This is a genomic window from Bacillus sp. C-3-6, assembly GCF_054509685.1.
Genome location: NZ_CM137247.1, coordinates 4,204,726 through 4,219,453 on the forward strand (window position 1 = coordinate 4,204,726; position 14,728 = coordinate 4,219,453).

Genomic DNA, 14,728 nt, shown 5'->3' on the forward strand with positions numbered 1-14,728 from the left:
CATAGTTTTAAAATAATGACAAGAGTTTTTTTATAATTCTTATTTTCACTACCATTTAAAAAGTAAAAGAAATGTAACTCTTACTAGAGAGAGGAACTTACATGATGATATATCTTGACTATGCAGCTACTACACCTATGAGCGAGGAAGCGTTACAAACATATATGAAAGCAGCTTCGCAATACTTCGGAAATGAACAAAGTTTACATGATATTGGAGGAACGGCTTCTTCTTTATTACAAGTTTGCCGAAAAACATTTGCGGAAATGATTGGAGGCAAAGAACAAGGAGTATTTTTCACAAGCGGTGGATCGGAATCGAACTATCTTGCAATTCAATCACTTCTAAATGCCCGAAATAAGAAGCATATTATTACGACACCTATGGAACATGCATCCATTCGAAGTTATTTTCAATCTCTAAAATCAAAAGGCTATACGATCACTGAAATTCCTGTTGATAAAAGCGGACTCATTTGTTTAGTAGATTTAGAGGCAGCTATTACAGAAGATACTGTGCTAGCAAGTATACAGCATGGAAACTCTGAAATCGGAACCGTTCAAAACATTACAAAAATCGGGGCACTTTTAAAAAAATATAATGTTTTATTTCATACGGATTGTGTGCAAACGTTTGGTAAACTGCCTATCCATGTTTTTGAGATGGGGATTGATAGTCTTTCTGTTTCAGCACATAAAATATACGGCCCAAAAGGTGTCGGCGCTTGCTACATAAATCCGCAAGCTCGCTGGGAACAAGTATTTCCAGGAACTTCTCACGAAAAAGGATTTCGCCCAGGTACAGTGAACGTTCCCGGCATCGCATCTTTTTTAACAGCTGCTGGAAATATATTGAAAACCCAATGGGAAGAAAGTTTACGTTTTAAAGAGTTACGATCCTACTTTTTAGAGCAAATACAAACACTTCCGCTAGAAATTGAAGTAGAAGGTCATTCTACTTCTTGTTTACCACATATTGTTGGGGTTACAATAAAAGGAATCGAAGGTCAATATACTATGCTAGAATGTAATCGTCATGGTATTGCCATTTCCACCGGAAGTGCTTGCCAAGTCGGTAAACAAGAACCTTCGAAAACTATGCTTGCAATTGGAAAAACGTATGAAGAGGCCAAACAATATGTCCGCTTCTCTTTCGGACAACAAACAACGAAAGATCAAATTGATACTACTATTCATGCACTACACACAATTGGAAATCAATTTTATAGAGGTGTTAAATCATAATGAAACAAAATGAACAAAAAAAGATTTTAGGTGAAGAAAGACGACAGCTTATCCTCCAGTGGCTTCTTGCTGCAAATGAACCGTTATCGGGGAATGAACTATCGAAAAAGACGAACGTAAGTAGACAAGTTATCGTGCAAGATATTTCCTTGCTTAAAGCACGAAACGAACCAATTATTGCGACTGCTCAAGGTTATTTATATTTAAAGCCACAAGAGAAGCAACAAACTTTCGAACGCGTAATTGTATGCCGACATAAACCAGCAGAAGTACGTCAGGAACTTACAATGCTTGTTGACCATGGCGTTACGATTAAAGACGTAAAAGTTGAGCATCCTGTATACGGTGACTTAACAGCATCCATTATGGTAAGCAATCGCTTTGATGTAGAGCAATATTTACAAAAAATCGAAAACACAAATGCTTCCTATCTTTCACAACTAACAGATGGTATTCACTTACATACAATCGAGGCAGATTCTAAAGAAAAATTAGATGCTGCTTGTGAGGCGTTAGATAAAGCAGGATTTCTCGTTTATTAATGTAAAGCACAGAGTTTTTATCATTCTCTGTGCTTTTTTAATGCTATAATATTGTAATCAATCGTAAAGGAGATCAAATATGGGAATTGAACTCGTTCACTTTAGCATTGGCAAACCGAAACAAATGAAATATGGCGAAGATAAAGAAATGATAACAGGTATATGTAAAGATCCTACAGAAGAGGCCTTTCTCTCAAAAGACGGATTTCGTGGTGATGACGTAGCGGATTTAAAACATCACGGGGGACCTGATCGCGCCGTTTGTGTGTACCCACACGAGCATTACGCACTATGGGAAGGGGAATTTCAAACTACGCTTCCAGCTTCCACATTTGGTGAAAACATTACCGTAACAAATATGTTAGAGCATGATGTATGCATCGGAGATACATATCAACTAGGCGAAGCAATCATTCAAGTAACGCAAGCTCGCGTACCTTGTAGCACAATTTCAAAACGTCTTGGCATCCCTGGCATTTTGCCGCGCATTGTAGCAACTGGATTTACAGGCTACCTATGCCGTGTTCTTCAAGAAGGTACTGTACGTAAAGATTCTAAAATTACATTACTAGAACGTCAGCCGAGCAATGTTTCTGTTTTGTTCTCTAACGAAATTTATTTTCATAATAGAAAAGATAAAGATGGCATTGAAAAAATTCTTGCTGTTCCAGAACTAGCTGATATTTGGCGTGGTCAGTTAGAAGATCGTCTTGCGAAGTTAAAATAAAGTGAAACTTTAATCAGCCCTCACCAATCGGGCTGCCCGGCAAATAGCGGGATAAAGAATCCCACCTTTTGCAGGTGGGATTTTATTAATCTATCAAAAAATATACTAGGCAATGAAATGATATGGACGATTAGGCAAATACAAATATTCCATCTACATCTTACAACCAATAAGAAGAATAACTCCCCAGTACAGTAACAGAAAAACCGAGTGCTTCAAGTTCCATCGTTACGCCTGGCAATAATACGTCATCGTATGCTTTATCGACATCGATTAAGAAAAAGTAATTTCCAAGACCTGTTTTCATCGGACGCGATTCGATTTTTGATAAGTTTAATTTTCTCCATGCGAAAGCTGATAGCACTTGATATAGGGCACCTGCATAATCTGCAGGTAACGTTATCATAAGCGTCGTTTTCTCTCCGCGGTTTTCTCCGTTATTCGGGAGTATTGCTTTCTTTTTCTTATGGAGCACTAGGAAGCGTGTATGATTATTTTTATGCGTATGAATACTACGTCTTACAATTGTTAATCCGTATTTTTCTGCAGCTGCTTCATTTGCAATAGCGGCAATTTTTTCTTCAGGATGTTCTTTCACATATTGCGCAGCGGCACTTGTGGATGTCATATCTCGAACAGTTACTCCTTTTAATTCTTCATTTAAAAACTTATGGCACTGTGCAATGGCATGCGGATGAGAATGCACCGCATATACTTCATCCCACACTTCTGCATACTGCGGATGTACAAGTAAATGCTGCTGAATTGGTACTGTAATTTCTCCTACAATAGAAAGCGGCTGCTCATGTACAAGATAATCAACCGTTATATTCACTGAACCTTCTATTGCATTTTCTAACGGTACGACTGCGAAGTCTACATTTTCATTTGCAGCTGCATCTATACAATCTGGAATCGTTCGATACGGTACATGATCTGCTTCCGGAAAAAAACGACTCACCGCCATATTTGTAAATGTTGCTTCTGGTCCTAAATATCCTACTCGAATCATCGTCTTTTCCCCTCTTTTTCGTTTTCTTACTGTTATACCATACTTTTTTATATTCTTCTATGTAAATTTCGAATATTAAAAAAAGACTAGCATTTGCTAGTCTAAATGTTTCTTATATTCTCTTTGAGCGAAGAAGAAATAAATGATACATGCTACGATATAAAACAGAATGAACAAACCTACTTTTTTTAATGATCCATCCATAAAAAAAGTATTATGAAACGTATATAACGCAACTGCACTATGCATACTCCCTACTATAATTGGCGCAAAAAATAGCATACATAATTGCCAACGAGAAATTTTCCATACTTCTTCCTTCGTCATTCCAAGTTTAGAGAGTGCACCATACTGCTTTCGGTCCGATGCAATATTATGGAACCATTTAAAATACACGATACTACATGAAGTAAGAAAGAATAATATACTAATAAACGAGCCCACAAATAGAGTAATATCGCCGCCTTCTTTCATACTTACATATAACTCCATATTACTTCGAAATGCATTATTATTATCTTGTTTCATATGTTTCCGTAAATCTTCGTTCAATTTCTTCGTCTTTTCGATATTTGATAATGTGTAGCCTCTATATATCATCTTTTCAGAATCAGGAACCTTATTTGCTATATTGTCAAAGTCTTCATCATTCATAACGAAGAACAGACCATTAATGTACGAAGGGTGATAGTTAAATTGAACCCCTTCTTTCTGACCGTTAAATACGAATTGATATGGTTGATTCATTACTTGCAATTGAATCTCTTTTTGATTATATACATTCGAATTATTGTATTTATTATAATAAACGAGTGTCACTGTACCTTTTTTAGGATGATATGTTTTCTGTTTTTGTTTCCTCGCTTCTTGGTTATAATCACTTTCTTTTATAAGCGGTGCTATTGTTGTTTCTCCTTTATTAGACTGAAAGGATGCATACACTCCAACAAAACTCATATATTGAAAATCATCATACCCATATTGATTCAGTAATTTTTCAACCGCACCTTCTTCAAAGACTTCATAAGTAGAAATACCTTTTTCTATGTACGAAAACGAGTGTACCCCTCCAGTTCGCCACATATCTTGCATGCTAGAAAAATACAAGAACACCGTACCTGTTGCCGTAACTACAAACGTCGTTGCCATAGACATCAGAAAGAAAAAGCGACCATTTTCCTTCATTCGATGTGACAATTGATTCACTATAAACAAATATGGATATGTATACATAATCTTTTTATTTCGCTTTATCATTTCTAACACTTGGGTAGCACCATGCGCGAAAGAAAAATACGTTCCCAAAAAGACAAGTATAGACACAGGGAAAAAGTATATTGCTATCGTAGCCATCGTCACTTGTAGCGCTAACGCATATCCTATCCCTAAACAAATAAAGCCGAATATACAAAGCCACTTTGATGTTTTCTTCTCTTTTTTATCTGTTCGAAATTCTTTCAATAACCGAATGATTTTTATATTCCATATACATAAAGCACTTATAAAAGATAACAGAATAAAAACGACCATATATGTAATAAATGTTACACCAATCGCACTTACGTCAAATATAACAGGGAGTTCTTTCGGAAGCCCCAGTAACATACTAAACACCATGAAGAAGAGCTTTAAAAAGATCAAGCCCAGCCCTATACCGAAAATATTAGCAAAAATTCCAATTAATATTTGCTCGGTCATAATTACTCCTATTACGTTAGACTTCGTTGCTCCCATTAACATATATAACCCTAATTCTTTCTTACGTGCTTCTATGAAAATAGAAGTAGAGTACAAAATAAATATGACGAAAAAAGAAATAATTATAACATTACATATGATAAGTCCCCAGCGTACGTTTTGATACCACATCGTCTCTTGCATATACGGATGTACAATGACAGACATATATGCAAAAGATGCAAATATCGCAAAACAATTACTTAAGAAAAACACTTTATAATTACGCCAATTTCCTTTTATATTTTGCAGCGCTAGTTGCCGAATGTTCATCTATCTTCCTCCTGTAACTTACTACATAGGTAAAAAGCTAGAGGTTCCCCTAGCTTTTTACGTGTTTTAAATATCCTCTTTGCGCGATCATAAAGTAAATGGCAGAAGCTAAAATGTATGCTCCAATTACAAGCGCACCTGATTTCCACAAATTAATATAAAGCATTTTCCCTAACGTATGAAGAGCAAATCCACTATGAATGGAACCGATTAAAATTGGTATAAAGAAGATAACTCCCATTTGTCGAATCGCAATTTTGCGAATTTCTTTATCTGTCATACCGATTCTCTTTAACGATTTAAATTGAATGCGATCTTGTTCTTTATCGTTAAACCATTTAAAGTATGTCATACTACAAGCGAAGAAGAAGAATAGTACCGCCACGAAGAAACCGATGAACATTGTAATCGCTCCACCTTCTCTTATATCCTTATACGCAAACACTGAATTTCTCAATTCTCCTTGCTTTTCTGGTGCAATTTCATTTTTCAAATCTAATACAAGATCTTCTGTACTTTTCCAATCCTCAATATAATAACCGTAATATTTCGTCTTTTCTTCATCTGGTACGAGTTTTGCATACTTCTCAAAATCTTGATCATTTACAACGAGATATTCACTATCATTAAAAACAGAATACTGCGTTGGATTATTTAATTGAACAGACTGCTTTTGTCCGTTAATTGTAAATTCATACGGTTTCGTACGGTCTATCTTCATCAGTTCATTTGACATATCAACCATAACCATCGTTGCACTACCTGGTGCATTATGAACTTCTGTAGGTTGCTCTCTCTTTTGTTTGCGCACTTCCGTATTATATTCTTTTTCTGAAATAATCGTCATCGGTACTTCATGTTCACTATTAAACAACGTTATTTTCTGTGTTGCCGGTAGTTTAACGTAGGTTACTTTTCGCGCATCTTCAAACCCATGTCTCTTCACAAGCTCCTGTACCTTTTCTTCATTAATAAGGCTATGCGTATTTAACCCCTTTTCCTCATATGAAATAGCGTGTGGTGTAAGTTCTACCGTTTTCGCACTCAAATTTTCAAAATATACGTAAAGCGTGCCAACTGCCGAGGATACAACCGCCGTAATAATAGAAATTACAAATAGAAAACGAGCATTATCTTTCATTTTATAAATAAGGTTACTAAGGACGAACATATTTGGGTACGTATAAAAAGATTGTTTTCGTTTTTGCAATGCTTTTAATACGACTGTACTACCTTGTGTAAATAGTAAATACGTTCCGCCAATTGTCAGTCCTACAACCGGTAAAAAGAGGATGAGGAAATTCAGAAACGTTACTTGGAAGCTAAGTACATACGCAGCAATAATACATCCTATACCAACTACACATAACCATGTAAATGCAAACGGCTCTACTTTTTGCTTTCTTGCTTCTCTTAATAAATCAATAATTTGCAAGCGCCCGACTGTCCAAACACTAAACAATGATAGGATTAAAAATAGAATAAAGTATACGCCAGCTGTAATAAGAACTGCTTTACTATTCCAAACAAGTGGAAGTGTCTTATCTATTTTCAATAATACGCTTAACGCTTGGAAAAATAATTTTGAACAAAGCATTCCAACCCCAGTACCAATTACAATTGCAATACTACCTAACATCAGTTGCTCTAATATAATCATTCGGCCGAGCTGCGATTTCGTTCCGCCTATTAATGTTAGTAGACCAAACTCTTTTTTTCTTGCTCGTAAAAACGTTGAATTTGCATATAAAATAAAGAGTGCCGAGAAGATGACCACAATATAATTCATCGATTCTAATCCTTTTGTGATCATCTTTCTCATACTAATATTACCGCTTACGACATCTGGATGATAAATAAAAGAAGCATACATGAAAAATACGACAATCGATAAACAACTACTTATAAGAAACGCTTTATAGTTACGCCAATTTCCTTTTACGTTATTAAGCGCGAGCTGGCGAAAGTTCATGATATTCTCCTCCTAGCATCGCAAGTACGTCCAGAATTTCTTGGAAAAAGGCTTGTTTCGTTCTTCCTTTATGTATTTCCGAGAAAATTTCCCCATCGCGTATGAAAAGGATACGTTCACAATAACTAGCCGCTACTGGATCGTGCGTAACCATTGCAATCGTTACTTTCTTTTGCTCGTGTAAATCTTGCAGAGCGCCCATTAGCGATTTCGCTGACTTCGAGTCTAAGTTTCCAGTTGGCTCATCTGCTAAAATTAACGTCGGTTCATGAATGATTGCTCTCGCTGCTGCTGCACGTTGTTGTTGTCCCCCAGATACTTCGTATACTTTTTTATTTAAAATTTCTTCGATGTTTAAAAACTTCGCAATTTCCAGTACTTTCGCATCGATTTCATTTACAGATTTCTTCGCCATTACAAGTGGTAAAATAATATTTTCTTTAATGGATAACGTATCAAGTAAATTAAAATCTTGAAAGATGAACCCTAAATGTGTACGGCGAAACTCCGCTAATTTTGCAGCACGCATTTGATTAATTTCTTCACCATTTACAAGCACATGACCTGAAGTTTGCTTATCAATTGTTGCTAATAAATTTAAAAGCGTCGTTTTCCCGCTTCCTGAAGGACCCATAATCCCTACAAATTCGCCTTCTTCTATTTTAAAATTTATATCGTTTAAAGCAGTCGTCGCTACTGAACCTTTTGATTGGTACACCTTCGTTAATCCTTTTACTTCAAGAACACTCATTTCTAATCCCCCTATGTGTTTTCTTCTTACATTTACTATAAGAAAAATAAGAAAAAGAAACGAGTGATTTCCCTTACAAAACTTTTTGTTATCTTACAGTTTTGTCATTTTTCTCATTAATGTATGATACTCTTCATCTTTTGCAAATTGGAACGTGAATGTTGTTCCTTCTCCTTCAGCCGATTGAACATATATTCCATGATGTAAATTATCGCAAATTTCCTTCGTAATATATAAGCCCATCCCAGTCGCTTCTCTCGTTTTACGTCCATTTATTCCCGTAAAGAATGGATCAAATATGCGCTTTACGTCTTGCTCTGGAATACCAATTCCATTGTCCTTAATATGTAATAACACCTTTTGATTTTTCTCTTCAATTTGAAATTGAATTTCTTTTTTCTCTGCCGCTGAAATTTTTGTATACTTAATTGCGTTTACAACAATTTGACCTATAGCAATACTCAGCCATTTTCTATCAGATGCAACCATACAAGTATCTTCTTCAAACATCACTTTCGGAAATACAGACGATTGAATGAAGGATTTTCGATTTTCATTAATAATACCTCGCACGACATCTATAACATTTACTACTTCTACCTTATAATCTTTCGCAAACTGCTCTAGTCTTGCCATATGTAACGCTAAATCTAAACCATTTAGTATACGGTTATTTTCTTCACGAATACTTTCAACTGTTGCTCTTGCCTCACGATGCTCTTTGCCAAACTTCTGCAACAATAATTCAATAACAGATACTGGTGTTTTCATTTGGTGAATCCATTGGTTCATAAATATCATTTGCTGTTGCTCTTTCGCATGCTGTTTATGAACTTCATTCATATATTGCTGTCTTAATAACGTAAAAGATTCAACGACCATTTCTTGCTCTAATGTATAAGATTCATCAATAAGTAAAGAGTCATGTAATGTATTTCCGCCAGTAACATACTTTTTGATACTCTTTAAAAACACACTCCGTTTTCGGTAATCGTAAATGAGGTATACAGTAAACACAACTGTTCCTAATAAAAGTCCATATAACCACGTACTCCAATCAATGGATTTCTTTTCTAAAAGACTTTGCAACTGCAAAACAAGCCCAAATAAACAAAGGCTAACAATATAAGAAAGAATTAAAGAAAAGCGGTCCATGAGGTAATTTTTAACCTTCATGCCCTTCGCCCCACTCTGTAAGAAGCGCATAACCATATCCACGTTTCGTTACAATTGCATTTTTAATGCCTAGCTCTTCTAGTTTCTTCCTTACACGTTTTACATTTACGGTTAATGTATTATCATCCACAAATGCTACTTCATCCCATAGAGCTTCTAACAGTTCTTCACGCGTTACATATTGATTCACCTGTTTCATTAAACACTCTAATAAGTAAAACTCATTTTTTGTCAGTTCAGTTTGTTGTCCCTGCCACTCAACGATATGCTGGGACGGGAATAACAACAGTCCATTTACACCTAAACAATCACTCTCAGCAGCAGAGGCATACTCTCCATAGCCACGGCGAAGCGCACTCTTCACCTTTGCCATTACGATATCTAAATGGAATGGCTTCGTAATATAATCATCGCCGCCATTTTCAATCGCCATTACTTGATCCATTTCCCCTGTTCTTGCAGAAACAAAAATAATCGGCGCATTCGATACAGTACGAATTTGACGACACCAATAAAAACCGTCAAAGTACGGTAAATTAATATCAAGTAACACAAGATGAGGATTTATTTTTACAAACTCATCTTTTATATGACGTAAATCACTTGCTCTAAATGATTGATAGCCATACCTTTCTAAATGCTCCTCTAATATTCCCGCAATTTTCTCATCGTCTTCTACAATTAATATTTTATACATGTTCTTTTTCTCCCCATAAAAGAATTCTTCTACATTTACTCCTTTTTCCATTATAAATTGAAAATTTAATTAGTGGGGATTTTTTCCTATATAAATCCGATTTTTACGATATAAAAAAAGACTGCCGTATTTCGGCAGTCTTAATCGATAAATTCAAATTCATATTCAAGAATTTTCACAATATCTCCGTCTTTTGCACCACGTGCACGAAGCGCTTCATCAATACCCATTCCGCGCATTTGACGAGCGAAACGACGTATAGATTCATCACGTGAGAAGTCTGTCATCTTGAATGTTTTCTCGATATCGTAACCAGAGATAACAAACGTGCCATCACTTTCACGTGTAATTTCAAATTTAACACCTTCAGTATCAAATTTGTACATTACACTTGTATCAGACTCATCCGCAACTTCATGTATTGGGAATTCTGGTGTTGTTTCTATTAAGTTTGCTACTTCAAACAGTAAGTCACGAACACCTTGTCTTGTTACAGCTGAGATTGGGAAGATTTTTACTTCGTCTCCCACTTTCTCTTTAAATGCTTGTAAGTTTTCTTCTGCATCTGGCATATCCATTTTGTTTGCAACAACAACTTGTGGACGCTCAGTTAAGCGAAGATTGTATTCTTTCAATTCATTATTAATCGTTACGTAATCTTCATATGGATCACGGCCTTCTAAACCAGACATATCAATAACATGCACGATTACACGTGTACGCTCAATATGACGTAAGAATTGGTGTCCAAGTCCAACGCCAGCATGTGCGCCTTCAATTAGTCCTGGAAGGTCAGCCATAACGAAGCTGCGGTTATCACCAGTTTCAACAACACCAAGATTCGGAACGATTGTTGTGAAGTGATACTCTGCAATTTTCGGACGCGCTGATGATACAACAGATAATAATGTAGATTTACCTACACTTGGGAATCCAACAAGTCCAACGTCTGCTAGTACTTTAAGTTCTAGAATGACATCACGCTCTTGACCTGGTTCCCCGTTCTCAGCGATTTCTGGCGCTGGGTTCGTAGCTGTTGCGAAACGTGAGTTACCACGGCCACCACGGCCACCTTTTGCAATTACAGCAGTTTGTCCATGCGTTACTAAATCGGCAAGAATTTGACCAGTTTTTTCATCTTTTACTACTGTTCCTGGCGGAACCTTTACAAGTAAATCTTCAGATTTACGTCCGTGCTGACCTTTACTCATTCCGTGCTGACCGCGATCAGCTTTGAAATGACGTTGGTAGCGGAAGTCCATTAATGTACGTAAGCCTTCCTCAACTACGAAAACAACATCTGCACCTTTACCGCCGTCGCCACCTGCTGGGCCACCTTTAGGAACATACTTCTCACGACGATACGCAACCATACCGTTACCACCGTCGCCGCCTTTTACATATATCTTGACCTGATCTACAAACATTATTTCACCACACTTTTTTCAATTGGTTGTAATATAACTGAGACTTCTTCGTCTCGCACTGTATAAGAAATGGAATACCATTTATTGTTTTGGGTCGCAAGCCAATTCTGTAGTTCTTCTACACTCGTTAGCTTACCACGAAAATCAAAAAAGAAACGAGCATTCTCCGCGTCACATTCAATTGTGATACAAACATAATTTTCAACATATACGTCTAAACTATGCTGAAGCATTGAGAAAAATTGATTCGTCCATGTACATACAGTCTCATCCAAGTGAGATAAGTTATGTAATTTCCCTAATACTTCGTACTCCAATAAGCACGGCTGCTGTTTCCAATTATATGTTAAAATCCACTCTGAAAATAAAGGCATTGATAGCCCCATCAGATTGGATTCTTGTCTCGCTTCTTGGACAAAACGATCGATGAGACTATGAATTTCTTCCACTTTTCCAAGTGAAAGGTTTCCTTTCACCATCTGCATACGATTGAGCCAATCATGTCTTGAATGGCGCAATGCATCTATAATTGTCCATTTTTCATTCATTTAGATACCCCTTAATATAGAAAAACTCTAACCTGCACTCAGGTTAGAGTTTTCCGTGAGTTCTTATGCTTCTTGAGCAACAGGATATACGCTCACTTGTTTGCGGTCACGGCCAAGACGCTCAAAGCGTACTACGCCGTCAACTTTCGCGTATAAAGTGTCATCGCCACCACGACCAACGTTAACACCTGGATAAATTTTTGTACCGCGTTGACGGTAAAGAATTGAACCACCTGAAACCGTTTGACCATCTGCGCGTTTAGCACCAAGACGTTTTGACTGAGAGTCACGACCGTTCTTTGTACTACCTACACCTTTCTTAGATGCGAAAAACTGAAGATCTAATCTTAACATACGTTACACCTCCTGCACTTTTTCTATTAAACGGATATACTTTCCGTAATCAAGTTCGATCGTCTTAAGCGAAACAACCAATCCTTCTAAAAGTATCTGTGCTTTTTCTGCTGCATGGACGTCTAAATCATTAGGCAATTCATACATTAAGAATCCGCCATCACTTCCGAGTTCAATAGTTGCCTGCACATTACAAAGTTCTTCCACTGCATTTATAGAACCAAACACAACCGCTGTAGTTCCAGCACAGACAAGGTCTTGTCCATGTGGCGCATAATCGGCATGTCCAGTCATTTTAAATGATTGGATACTTCCTAATTTCGTGCGACTTATCGTAATTTTAATCATGTTAACCAGAATTAAGCGTTGATAGCTTCAACAACTAGCTTAGTGTAAGGTTGACGATGACCTTGTTTCTTACGATTGTTCTTTTTCGCTTTGTATTTGAAAACGATGATTTTCTTAGCGCGACCTTGTTTTTCAACTTTCGCAGTAACTGTTGCACCTTCTACAACTGGGCTACCAACTTTAACGTTTTCGCCACCAACGAAAAGAACTTTGTCAAAAGTAACAGTTTCACCAGCTTCAACATCTAATTTTTCAATGTAGATTGCTTGACCAGCTTCAACTTTAATTTGTTTTCCACCTGTTTCGATAATTGCGTACATACTTGCACCTCCTCTTAATTACTAAGACTCGCCAAAAACGAGGTAGACATAAATGCCTTTAGGGAACCTGTCTTGTGCGGTTGTAGCATATAGCCGTTTAGGTGCTATAAACTATAACATAAAGATGTTACCATAATTCATTGAGTATTGTCAATGAATCTTCTACTAACTATTTTTTCCGTTCTACAATTTCTTTTTTACTTCCAAAACGGATAATAGCGTACTTTTCGATAATATCATCTTTGAAATAAATTTCAAATGGAATATTTTTTTTAAATTCTTTTTGCAAAAATTGTTTTTGCAGTTCTTTAGGCGCAGCGATTAATACTGCCTCATCCTCTATGTTGCCATATGTGATTAATTCTCTCTCTAGCTCATACGCAATTGTTTCATACGACATTACATAACCCGTCGCTTTGCAAGATACACACTCTTCTAGTAATACGTCACGTAAAGAATGTTTTTTACGTTTTCGTGTCATCTCCAAAATTCCTAACTCAGTAAATCCAAGTACTCTTGTATAAGTACGATCATCTTTCATAGCAGCTATGAGACATTCTCTTACCTTTTCTTTATCTTCTCTTTTTTTCATATTAATAAAATCAATTAATATCATACCACCAATATCACGAAGTCTTAATTGGCGTGCAATTTCTTCAGCTGCCATCTCATTTGTGCGAAGTACTGTATCTTGTAAATTTTGTTTTCCAGTAAACTTGCCCGTATTCACATCAATTACAGTCATCGTCTCCATTTGCTCTACAATTAAATAAGCACCATTTGGAAGCCACACAATTTTTTGGAGTGCTTTCTCAATTTCACGCTCTATTCCAAAATGGTTAAACATCGAAGACTTTTCATTATAAAAAGATACTTTTTCTTTTCCAACTTTGTCTTCTAACTCTTTTACTATACTTCTTGTATCTACAACTACTTTTTCAATTGTTTCAATTGGATTCTCTTGAAATACACGATCTAAAAAGGTCGCCGGTCGATGAAGTAATAACGGCGCCTTTCCTTGATCCTCTTTTCTTTTTAACTCTTCATACAACTGTTGTAACCCTTGCATTTCAGCTTGTATTTCTTCAATTTCCCCTTTTTCAGAAGCAGAGCGGAAAATGTAACCTCCCGTTCCTTCTACTTCAATTTCAAGTAACTGTTGTCTTCTTTTATTATTTTTTATTTTCCGAGAAACAGCTCGCATCTCATCAAACGGCATATAAACGACATATTTCCCGGTAAATTCTATATTCGCTGTCAATTTAGGCCCTTTCGTATCAATTGCCTCTTTCACAACCTGTACGAGTATCGCTTGCCCTTCATGTATACGATAAGAAGGTGGTACATCATCGTATGAAAGATACGCATGTTTTTCTAAACCTATATTTACAAAAGCTGCGTTCATTCCAGCAATTGTTCTTACGATACGTCCAACATAAATATGCCCAACAATCTCTTGCTCTTCATTACGTTTCCATAAAAACTCAACAATCTTTTTCTTCTCTTCAATTGCAACGCGCTTTTCCGAACCAGCGTAATTCACATATAACGTTTTCAAAATTATTTCCTCACTTTATAATCTTCTTTGCTTTTACAATAA

15 protein-coding genes and 1 other annotated feature are annotated in these 14,728 nt (G+C 36.4%); of the genes, 3 read left to right on the top strand and 12 right to left on the bottom strand.

What is annotated here, in order from left to right:
* Window positions 1-101 precede the first annotated feature (101 nt).
* The 3 genes from ACW0JX_RS21580 to ACW0JX_RS21590 all read left to right on the top strand — a co-directional run bounded on the left by ACW0JX_RS21580 (window position 102) and on the right by ACW0JX_RS21590 (window position 2,513).
* Complete coding sequence (locus tag ACW0JX_RS21580; protein ID WP_089171797.1) at window positions 102-1,244, top strand: IscS subfamily cysteine desulfurase; 1,143 nt, start codon at window positions 102-104, stop codon at window positions 1,242-1,244.
* Window positions 1,244-1,786, top strand: coding sequence for a transcription repressor NadR (locus tag ACW0JX_RS21585; protein ID WP_089171798.1), 543 nt, complete (start codon window positions 1,244-1,246; stop codon window positions 1,784-1,786). The genes ACW0JX_RS21580 and ACW0JX_RS21585 overlap by 1 nt, the downstream gene beginning before the upstream one ends.
* Before the next feature lie 79 nt (window positions 1,787-1,865).
* On the top strand, window positions 1,866-2,513 hold the full coding sequence (locus tag ACW0JX_RS21590; RefSeq protein WP_088021638.1) for an MOSC domain-containing protein: 648 nt from the start codon (window positions 1,866-1,868) through the stop codon (window positions 2,511-2,513).
* Between the two features lie 160 nt (window positions 2,514-2,673).
* Here ACW0JX_RS21590 and pheA read toward each other — a convergent pair whose 3' ends face one another.
* From pheA to ACW0JX_RS21650, 12 genes are all read right to left on the bottom strand, one after another.
* Window positions 2,674-3,525 (bottom strand): prephenate dehydratase, encoded by an 852-nt coding sequence (gene pheA / locus ACW0JX_RS21595; RefSeq protein WP_000621693.1) that lies wholly within the window; start codon window positions 3,523-3,525, stop codon window positions 2,674-2,676.
* Between the two features lie 96 nt (window positions 3,526-3,621).
* Entirely contained in the window at window positions 3,622-5,535 is a 1,914-nt protein-coding gene (locus ACW0JX_RS21600; RefSeq protein WP_459245047.1) for an ABC transporter permease, read from the bottom strand.
* A gap of 49 nt (window positions 5,536-5,584) precedes the next feature.
* Window positions 5,585-7,507 (bottom strand): ABC transporter permease, encoded by a 1,923-nt coding sequence (locus tag ACW0JX_RS21605; RefSeq protein WP_089171799.1) that lies wholly within the window; start codon window positions 7,505-7,507, stop codon window positions 5,585-5,587.
* Window positions 7,482-8,258 (bottom strand): ABC transporter ATP-binding protein, encoded by a 777-nt coding sequence (locus ACW0JX_RS21610; RefSeq protein ID WP_000114529.1) that lies wholly within the window; start codon window positions 8,256-8,258, stop codon window positions 7,482-7,484. The genes ACW0JX_RS21605 and ACW0JX_RS21610 overlap by 26 nt, the downstream gene beginning before the upstream one ends.
* A gap of 93 nt (window positions 8,259-8,351) precedes the next feature.
* Complete coding sequence (locus ACW0JX_RS21615; RefSeq protein WP_000865403.1) at window positions 8,352-9,434, bottom strand: HAMP domain-containing histidine kinase; 1,083 nt, start codon at window positions 9,432-9,434, stop codon at window positions 8,352-8,354.
* Complete coding sequence (locus ACW0JX_RS21620; RefSeq protein ID WP_002082113.1) at window positions 9,424-10,131, bottom strand: response regulator transcription factor; 708 nt, start codon at window positions 10,129-10,131, stop codon at window positions 9,424-9,426. The genes ACW0JX_RS21615 and ACW0JX_RS21620 overlap by 11 nt, the downstream gene beginning before the upstream one ends.
* A 140-nt stretch (window positions 10,132-10,271) precedes the next feature.
* A complete protein-coding gene (gene obgE / locus ACW0JX_RS21625; protein ID WP_000497127.1) occupies window positions 10,272-11,558 on the bottom strand; it encodes a GTPase ObgE in 1,287 nt (428 codons plus the stop codon).
* Window positions 11,558-12,106 carry a sporulation initiation phosphotransferase B gene (locus ACW0JX_RS21630; protein WP_001003587.1) on the bottom strand — a complete coding sequence of 183 codons (549 nt, stop codon included), beginning with the start codon at window positions 12,104-12,106 and terminating at the stop codon, window positions 11,558-11,560. Before ACW0JX_RS21630 ends, obgE begins: the two co-directional genes overlap by 1 nt.
* Window positions 12,107-12,169: 63 nt before the next feature.
* Entirely contained in the window at window positions 12,170-12,460 is a 291-nt protein-coding gene (rpmA, locus tag ACW0JX_RS21635) for a 50S ribosomal protein L27 (protein ID WP_000944957.1), read from the bottom strand.
* A 3-nt stretch (window positions 12,461-12,463) separates the two neighbouring features.
* Window positions 12,464-12,808: a ribosomal-processing cysteine protease Prp gene (locus ACW0JX_RS21640; protein WP_459245048.1), complete on the bottom strand. Its 345-nt coding sequence runs from the start codon at window positions 12,806-12,808 to the stop codon at window positions 12,464-12,466.
* Window positions 12,809-12,819: 11 nt separating this feature from the next.
* A complete protein-coding gene (gene rplU / locus ACW0JX_RS21645; protein ID WP_000270907.1) occupies window positions 12,820-13,128 on the bottom strand; it encodes a 50S ribosomal protein L21 in 309 nt (102 codons plus the stop codon).
* A 14-nt stretch (window positions 13,129-13,142) separates the two neighbouring features.
* Window positions 13,143-13,220, bottom strand: a sequence feature (ribosomal protein L21 leader region).
* A 77-nt stretch (window positions 13,221-13,297) separates the two neighbouring features.
* On the bottom strand, window positions 13,298-14,686 hold the full coding sequence (locus ACW0JX_RS21650; RefSeq protein ID WP_098127594.1) for an Rne/Rng family ribonuclease: 1,389 nt from the start codon (window positions 14,684-14,686) through the stop codon (window positions 13,298-13,300).
* Window positions 14,687-14,728 lie beyond the last annotated feature (42 nt).

Bases quoted from the DNA above. Each gene is read 5' to 3' on its own strand.
- ACW0JX_RS21605 (WP_089171799.1), bottom strand. From the start codon at position 7,507: ATGAACTTTCGCCAGCTCGCGCTTAATAACGTAAAAGGAAATTGGCGT.
- ACW0JX_RS21620 (WP_002082113.1), bottom strand. From the start codon at position 10,131: ATGTATAAAATATTAATTGTAGAAGACGATGAGAAAATTGCGGGAATA.
- rplU (WP_000270907.1), bottom strand. From the start codon at position 13,128: ATGTACGCAATTATCGAAACAGGTGGAAAACAAATTAAAGTTGAAGCT.
- pheA (WP_000621693.1), bottom strand. From the start codon at position 3,525: ATGATTCGAGTAGGATATTTAGGACCAGAAGCAACATTTACAAATATG.
- ACW0JX_RS21580 (WP_089171797.1), top strand. From the start codon at position 102: ATGATGATATATCTTGACTATGCAGCTACTACACCTATGAGCGAGGAA.
- ACW0JX_RS21640 (WP_459245048.1), bottom strand. From the start codon at position 12,808: ATGATTAAAATTACGATAAGTCGCACGAAATTAGGAAGTATCCAATCA.
- ACW0JX_RS21615 (WP_000865403.1), bottom strand. From the start codon at position 9,434: ATGAAGGTTAAAAATTACCTCATGGACCGCTTTTCTTTAATTCTTTCT.
- rpmA (WP_000944957.1), bottom strand. From the start codon at position 12,460: ATGTTAAGATTAGATCTTCAGTTTTTCGCATCTAAGAAAGGTGTAGGT.
- obgE (WP_000497127.1), bottom strand. From the start codon at position 11,558: ATGTTTGTAGATCAGGTCAAGATATATGTAAAAGGCGGCGACGGTGGT.
- ACW0JX_RS21630 (WP_001003587.1), bottom strand. From the start codon at position 12,106: ATGAATGAAAAATGGACAATTATAGATGCATTGCGCCATTCAAGACAT.
- ACW0JX_RS21600 (WP_459245047.1), bottom strand. From the start codon at position 5,535: ATGAACATTCGGCAACTAGCGCTGCAAAATATAAAAGGAAATTGGCGT.
- ACW0JX_RS21585 (WP_089171798.1), top strand. From the start codon at position 1,244: ATGAAACAAAATGAACAAAAAAAGATTTTAGGTGAAGAAAGACGACAG.
- ACW0JX_RS21610 (WP_000114529.1), bottom strand. From the start codon at position 8,258: ATGAGTGTTCTTGAAGTAAAAGGATTAACGAAGGTGTACCAATCAAAA.
- ACW0JX_RS21590 (WP_088021638.1), top strand. From the start codon at position 1,866: ATGGGAATTGAACTCGTTCACTTTAGCATTGGCAAACCGAAACAAATG.